Origin of the sequence: Thermotoga sp. (assembly GCF_021162145.1) — a bacterium.
GTDB lineage: Bacteria > Thermotogota > Thermotogae > Thermotogales > Thermotogaceae > Thermotoga.
Genome location: NZ_JAGGZH010000124.1, coordinates 1 through 7,051, shown reverse-complemented (window position 1 = coordinate 7,051; position 7,051 = coordinate 1). Strand labels below are relative to the sequence as shown.

The following is a 7,051-nucleotide window of genomic DNA, read 5'->3' as shown; positions in this document are numbered from 1 at the left end:
CCCCGGGAAGGCCTATCTTCACGTACGTGGAACCTGCTCTCGAGGATGAGTTCTGTGAGGATGTTCATGTCTATCTCCCAGACTATGCCGATGTATGGCTTTTCTTTGGAGGCTTCTATCACCTGAGCGGTGACGGGAAGATCGAGGGAGGTGAGTAGAAAGTTGTTCACGTCGTAGACGTAGTACTCTTCTCCAAGAAGAACCCGTTTTGCACCCTGCACTGCGATGCAGATACCGGGTGGAAGCATGTAACTGTTTGGCTCTGTGGGGGACTCTCTTCTGCTCACCGTCAGGCCTGGAACGGGGTTCACCACGGGCTGTCTTTCTGTGAGATGTAAAATCCTATCAATGAGTTTTCTCCTGACATATGTGAATTCATCCATACTCTTTCATCTCCCTTCCATGTGAAATTCTACCTTTCTCTGGAAAATCGAGCAAACATTCGAAAATATCCTTCTATCATTCAACTAAAACAAAGCAGTATATTCATGTCGAACTTATGTGAGGAGGGATATCATGGCGATTCCAAGGAGAAAACTGGGGAAAAGAGGTCCTGAGGTTTCCGCCAGTGGTTGAAATCCCACTGAATGCGGTTCACTGGCACGGAGTCACACCAGACGAAGAGTTCGTACACATCGGTATCAGCGCCAGGGTACATCTTCTTTCTAGGTTTCTGGAAACTCAGAAACACCCCAAAGGAAGCTGTCGATTATCTTGAGGGGGTGAAAGTCGAAAACAAGAAACACCAGAGAAAGAGAAAAACCCTGTACAATGAGCATGAACCAAGGGGGCGATCGACCGTGAAACCACTCATTGTTTTCTACTCCTGGTCCGGCAACGCACGCAAAATAGCAATGCTGATTCAAGAACTGACAGGAGGAGACATCGCCGAACTGATACCGGAGAATTCTTATCCTGCATCTTATAGAGAGACTGTTGAGCAAGCAAAAAGGGAGATAAGAACAGGCTACAAACCTCCTTTGAAAACAAATATCGAGTCTCTTGAAAGATACGATCTCATTTTTCTTGGAACACCAAACTGGTGGGGAACTATAGCACCACCTGTTGCCACGTTCCTTTCCCAATACAGCCTCTCCGGAAAGAAAATCGCCCCATTCATCAGCCACGGAGGTGGAGGAAGACAGAGGATTGTGGAGGACATAAAGAAAATGTGTCCGAACTCAAACGTTCTGAAGGAACTTGTTGTGTACTGCGATGGAGGGAAGGATCTCAAAGAGACGGTTTCAAGATGGATTGAGGAGGTGCTAGAATCGAACTGATAAACACACACGGGGGAATGAGACATGATCAGAAGTGTGCTTTCAGTGATGGCCTTCATACTTGTCGTGGGGGCTTTTGCAGGTGTTCTTCACTTTGAACACGCAGACATCGTCTATCCAGAAGGATATTACGAAAACGCCGTTCTTGTTGGAAACATTTTCGAAACGATACGACCGAAGGTGATAGAACTCGTCGGGAACGATCCGGGGCGGATAACGATCGTTCTCAAAGACAAGGGCACCGTCTCCAACGGCCACACAATGCCGTTTTTTCATAGAGCAATCGTGATTTACCCATGGCCCCCTGAAAGCTGGCTCCATTTCCAGCTTCCTCTGGAAGACTGGTACACTTACGTTCTGATCCACGAGTTCTCACATATGTGTCATCTCACCTACCAAGATGACCTGGGAAAGACGATCACAAAACTCACGGGAATTCCCTTTTATCCTCAGCTTTTCAGCGGACTGATCGAAGGAGTTACTCTTTTCAACGAGAGCTCTTTTTCTTCCTCTTCTGGTCGGCTCAACAATCCCTTTTACTCAGACGGGCTGTTTTATTACTCCCTTTCGAACTTTCCTTCCTCTGGTTACAGGGAGATCGTCCCGGAGGATGACTATCGGGACGGCCTTCTCTACTACAACTTCACCGGAGGTTTTTACAAGTACCTCGTGAAAACGTACGGTCTTGAGAAGGTAAAAGAGTTGTTCCGTGAGTCGTCAAGGATCGGAGGTGATGATGCTTACAAAAAGGTCTTCGGAAAGAGCTTCGATGAGATTTACACAGACTGGATCCTCTCCCTCACAGGTCTTAGTTACGATCAGGGAAATCTGGTTTACAAGGCAGAAAACACAAGGCTCTACAAGCTCGACCTCTTCGAAGACGGCCTGGTGGTTTTGAGCGAAGAGTACGGTCCCTTCACTTCTTACACAGGTATGAAAAAGAAAGCGCTCAAGTTCATCGATCTGGAAGGAAAAGAAACACGTGAGATACCTGTGGAAAACGTGATCGACGTGAAGTACGATAATGGAAAAATCTACACCCTCTGCAAAGAACGCTTTTTTGAACGATATGAGAACATTCTCTGGAATGTGACAGAGGGAAAGATCATCAAAAGAGGAAGCATCAGTGCTTTTGCCATCCACGAGGGGAAGATCTACATGGCATCTTACGACACAAAGTCGATGAAAAGCAAGATCGAGGGGCCGGGATTCGAGTACGTATTCGATGGTTTCATCAGGTACATGGACGCCTCAGAAGACTACATCGCGCTCTTAACGCTCGACAACAAGATCGTCGTTCTGGACAGGAGAACAAAAAGAGAGGTTTCAAAAATCGACACACCCACGATGAAAGGACCGTACGTTCGCTTCTGGAAGAACGGTGTGACCTTCGTTCAAGTGGAAGGTGACAACACGATGCCGTGTTACTACGATCTAAAAGAAAAAAGACTGTATTCACTGGCAGAGAAGACACTTCTCAGTGATTTTCTGGTTGCTGACGATACGCTCTACTACATCAGTTACGTCCCGTACGGAAGAACTGGTGGAATGGGTGTCTACAAAAAAAGCCTGAGAATAAAACCGCTGAAGATAGAAAGGGAAAATCACCGTTTCACAGAAAGAAGAGCAAACTTCACAGACTCTGATGAGTTTTCATTCAGACTGAAAAAGTTTCTCAAACCCGTTTTGCACGTGCCATTGTATGTTCCACATAACTTTTCTATGCTCTTTGGATTTTCCAGTGTGGAGAACAACGTTCAGTTGTTCCTCGCGCCAACCGTGAACTCAGAAGATGGGTTCAGTCAGTACGCTGGATTTTCTGTGGTGAAGGATTCTTTCACAGCCTATGGAAGTTATCTTTATCCACAGGGAATGTACAGTCTTGGACTCTCTACACGTATTGGAAGTTTCCTGCTTTCTCCATCCTCTGGGCTAGAGTTTGTTCTGGGATTGAGCTTTGACTCGATTGGCTCAAACATTCCAAACCTGCTGGACAGCATTCCCACACCGAAGTCGAAAAATGTGGGAGCCGGTCTTGAGCTCAGAACTTACGTTTTCAACTTTCCAGCTTCTCTGAAGACCTTCTTAACGTTCAGCGCAGAAAATATCGGCCAGCTTTTCACACTGGACAGTCTTTATTCGTTCAACGAGCTGAAAATCGCCTTAGGAAGAGAGAGCAATCTCTCCGTGAGATTTAACCTTCAGCTGGCAGATCTGGACACTTTCAACTACGATATATCGCTGGCACAGACACTCTTTGAAGATCGAGCAGAGCTCTTTGACGGGCTTGTTCTTGTGAAAAACACCGGAAACACGATCGGTATAACATCTCTTGAACTATCAGGCGATGCTCAGGAAATCAACGCCCTTTACGATCATATTTTCGTGGAAACGTACACGAAGGGATTCAAATTCTATCTGACGGCTGGAGCGTTCTTGAACCTTTCTTCCCTCTCAAGCCCTCAACCAGCAGGTTTTTACGTCGGTGTCAGTACCAGTCCAAACGGATTTCCCTCCTTTCCAGCTTTCATCGAGCTTAGATAAATATTTATAGGGAAAACTCACCGCCCCACCATAGATAAGGAGGAAAATGGTTATAACAGGAACGGGACGACTCCTTCAGATGGATCGGCTCTGAAGTGATCTCCATGATTAGATACTCGAAACTTGCTCAGTCCAGAGTAAAAGGAGAGATAGCAGCGACTCTGGAGAAGCGAGGATCCGCAAAGGAAGAAACCCTTCACATGCTCATGTACTCGATGAGGCCTACAATGCTTCTCATCCAGAACTCGTGGTGAACTCATAGATAGCAGAGTACCTGAGAAAAATCGTAGAAGGACCCAGTGAATCGAGTACCTTCCAGTAGAAAAAACGAACTTTTCTAGCTTGAAGTGATGAGGATGATCGCCCTCACTGCTCCAAGATCCGACATCCGCACTCTCGCGGGACTCGGACAACAGATCAAGGCCGCTCTCAAAAAGGGTCTTGTTGTGACAGATGGACTGATCCTCGATGAATTTGTTCTGGACACAGTTGTAAAAGCCTACGAAGGGAGGAAATTGAGCGATTTTGAAAAGAAACACCCTTCTGGAGAAGGGGCTTGTAGACTAGACAGGGAAACTTCATCCGAACAACGCCTGCCTTCCGGATATCCGAAGATGAAGTCAAATTGTCCGCGGTTATAGAAAGCCTCTGGAAGAGGCACGAAAAAGATAAGGATGTGCTTCCAGAATTGAAACAAATAGAGGAAAAAGTAGATTAGTTCTCGAAGATCAAAGTGAAAACCCGAGAGCCATCACTGTCATTAGTGTAAAGTCCATCACCATGAGGAGGAAGGAATTTGCTGCACTAAACGTAGAATGGTATGAACAAACAAGGAAAGAAGGCCTCTCACAACGAGTACGGAGATGAGAATTCTCAGGAAAGTACCCTGTAAAACGGGTGCCTTCATCGAAGATCTGAGCCTGTCCGAAGAAGAGAAAATAGCACTCGACAGCCTTGAAACCAAGAACCTGGTAGAAATACTGCCCGCCAATGTCATCATGCTAGTGAACACCAGTAATTCATGAAGAGAGCGTTGTCGGTAGCTTCTGACGATGTGGGAGCTCCTATTACACCCCTTGTGATAAGGCTTCTTCAGGCTATAAAAACGCGTGGTGATCTTCAGATGAGAGAAAAGAGGATCAGGATAAATCCGGAAAGCTGGAAAGCAGTGGAAAAAGAGCTCAGAGTTGATCCAGAGACCTTCGATGATACAGTGAGCCTCGCCAGGATATCCAGATTCATAAGTGAGAACGCCCTGACTGAAGCAGGGGTGGCACTCTTTCAGGCGGCGGATGAGCTTGTAAAGAAAGAGTACCCTTGGATTGAAGTCTGAAGCAGGCCTCACCGAGCGGTGGGGATTTTTTCACGGGTAGATCCCTCTCTTCTTTGTGGCGTAGGCCACCCTGTCTATAGCGAGTATGTATGCTGCTGTCCTCATATCGGTGTTGTACTTGTTCTTTGTTCTCATGACGTCACTAAAAGCTTCCTTCATCATCTTTTCGAGTGCGTTTCTTATCTGATCAAGATCCCAGAAGAACTCCTGAAGGTCCTGAACCCATTCGAAGTAGGAAGCGGTGACACCGCCAGCATTCGCGAGGATATCTGGGACCACAAGGACTCCTTTTTCTTCCAGTATTTCATCGGCTTCAACGGTTGTGGGACCGTTGGCTCCTTCCACCACGATCTTCGCCTTTATCTTTTCTGCGTTTCCTTCGTGAATGGCGCTTTCCAACGCCGCCGGAACAAGAACATCGACATCCAGCTCCAGAAGTTCTTCGTTGGAGATCCTTTCACCTTTGGGATAGGTGGCAACTGTTCCCTCCTCGAGTTTATATTCGATCAGCTCCTCCACGTCGAGTCCTTCTGGGTTGTACACACCACCTTTACTGTCACTCACTGCAACAACTTTCGATCCAAGTTCCTGTGCGATCAAGAGGGCTGCAAATCGTCCCACATTTCCAAAACCCTGAACGGCAACCGTTGCTTTCTTTGGATCTATTCCCATGGCGTCCATTGCCAGCCCGGTGCACACCTTCACCCCACGCCCTGTTGCCTCCTCACGACCCTTTGAACCTCCCAGATCCACAGGTTTTCCCGTGACCACTCCAAGGGCAGTGTAACCGACGTTCATACTGTAGGTGTCCATGTACCAGGCCATTACGTCCGCGTTCGTGTTCACGTCCGGTGCGGGAATGTCGTTGTGTGGGCCTATGATTATCTGAATCTCAGAAAAGTACCTTCTCGAAAGTCTCTCGAGTTCGTTTCTTGAGAGCTTCTTTGGGTCTACTCTGACTCCACCCTTTCCACCACCGAATGGCAGGTTCATCACGGCCGTCTTCCAAGTCATCCAGAACGCTAAGGCTTTGACTTCGTCCAGGTTGGTGTCGGGGTGATATCTGATACCGCCCTTCGCTGGACCCCTTGCAATGTTGTGCTGCACACGGTATCCGGTGAAGACTTCGATGTGACCATCGTCCATTCGCACCGGAAACTCGACGATCAAAACACGCTTTGGCCTTCTCAGAACCTCTGCAAGGTCCGGCTCCAGGCCCATGAGCTTTGCAGCACGGTTGAACTGCTCAACTGCCATTTCATAGAGACTCTTTTCCGACATCCTTCTCCCCTTCCTTTCGATTATGCGTGATACACCATATCGTTACTTATTGTAACATTTGCAGAAACAAAATCCAAAATCATCATCCCATTTTTGAGGGTGGATCATAAGGGAAGGACCCTGTACTCCTCGATCGTCTCCACACCTTCTGCTATCACCTGTATACCGGAGCTGTTTGCAGCGAAGAACCTCAACCATGCGGCACTTCAACCAATCTTTATGAATATCTCTGTTTATGAATATCTCTGATGAGATTTATGTCGATTTTTATGATGTCCGGCCTCAACTTCGTTAATATGTTCAACGAGGAAAAATCTTTTTCCACATTGTCTACGGTCATCTTCATCCCTTTCTTTCTCAAAGTTTCAGCAACGAAACTTTCGATATGTCCTATTTCTCATATTTCACCGGTTGAAAAGGAGATCTGTGCTATCGGGAGAACAGTAACTGCTCCAGCAAGCAAGATCTACCACGTCCGAAGCTTTGTGTTACCAAACTTTACTTTCCGATGCTGATGAGGATGAAGGCTAATGAACATTTGGACTTTGGATAGTTTTTCTGAACCACAAAAGACATTTTCTCCAGGGTTTTAAGGAGGGGGGTAAAGAGGGTG

7 protein-coding genes and 2 pseudogenes are annotated in these 7,051 nt (G+C 46.9%); 6 read left to right on the top strand and 3 right to left on the bottom strand.

The features are described from left to right. On the bottom strand, nt 1–383 hold a 383-nt coding region (locus J7K79_RS07760), incomplete at its 3' end, for an AraC family transcriptional regulator (protein WP_296907197.1). A 185-nt stretch (nt 384–568) separates the two neighbouring features. On the opposite strand from J7K79_RS07760, the gene J7K79_RS07755 reads away from it, so the two are divergent. The 6 genes and pseudogenes from J7K79_RS07755 (at nt 569) to J7K79_RS07730 (ending at nt 5,157) form a co-directional block, all read left to right on the top strand. Next, the gene (locus tag J7K79_RS07755) at nt 569–718 is read left to right on the top strand and encodes a hypothetical protein (protein ID WP_296907193.1); all 150 of its coding nucleotides are present in this window, start codon (nt 569–571) and stop codon (nt 716–718) included. Nucleotides 719–800: 82 nt separating this feature from the next. After that, entirely contained in the window at nt 801–1,280 is a 480-nt protein-coding gene (locus J7K79_RS07750; protein WP_296907190.1) for a flavodoxin, read from the top strand. A 24-nt stretch (nt 1,281–1,304) separates the two neighbouring features. After that, entirely contained in the window at nt 1,305–3,824 is a 2,520-nt protein-coding gene (locus tag J7K79_RS07745; RefSeq protein WP_296907188.1) for a hypothetical protein, read from the top strand. A gap of 104 nt (nt 3,825–3,928) precedes the next feature. Beyond that, nucleotides 3,929–4,465: pseudogene (locus J7K79_RS07740) on the top strand (DUF505 family protein). 46 nt (nt 4,466–4,511) lie between these two features. Continuing rightward, nucleotides 4,512–4,849, top strand: a pseudogene (locus tag J7K79_RS07735) (DUF505 family protein). After that, the gene (locus J7K79_RS07730; protein ID WP_296907184.1) at nt 4,846–5,157 is read left to right on the top strand and encodes a DUF505 family protein; all 312 of its coding nucleotides are present in this window, start codon (nt 4,846–4,848) and stop codon (nt 5,155–5,157) included. Before J7K79_RS07735 ends, J7K79_RS07730 begins: the two are co-directional and overlap by 4 nt. Before the next feature lie 30 nt (nt 5,158–5,187). Here J7K79_RS07730 and J7K79_RS07725 read toward each other — a convergent pair whose 3' ends face one another. Both J7K79_RS07725 and J7K79_RS07720 read right to left on the bottom strand, forming a co-directional pair. Continuing rightward, a complete protein-coding gene (locus J7K79_RS07725) occupies nt 5,188–6,438 on the bottom strand; it encodes a Glu/Leu/Phe/Val dehydrogenase (RefSeq protein WP_296907181.1) in 1,251 nt (416 codons plus the stop codon). A 217-nt stretch (nt 6,439–6,655) separates the two neighbouring features. Then, on the bottom strand, nt 6,656–6,799 hold the full coding sequence (locus tag J7K79_RS07720) for an EAL domain-containing protein (protein WP_296907178.1): 144 nt from the start codon (nt 6,797–6,799) through the stop codon (nt 6,656–6,658). Nucleotides 6,800–7,051 lie beyond the last annotated feature (252 nt).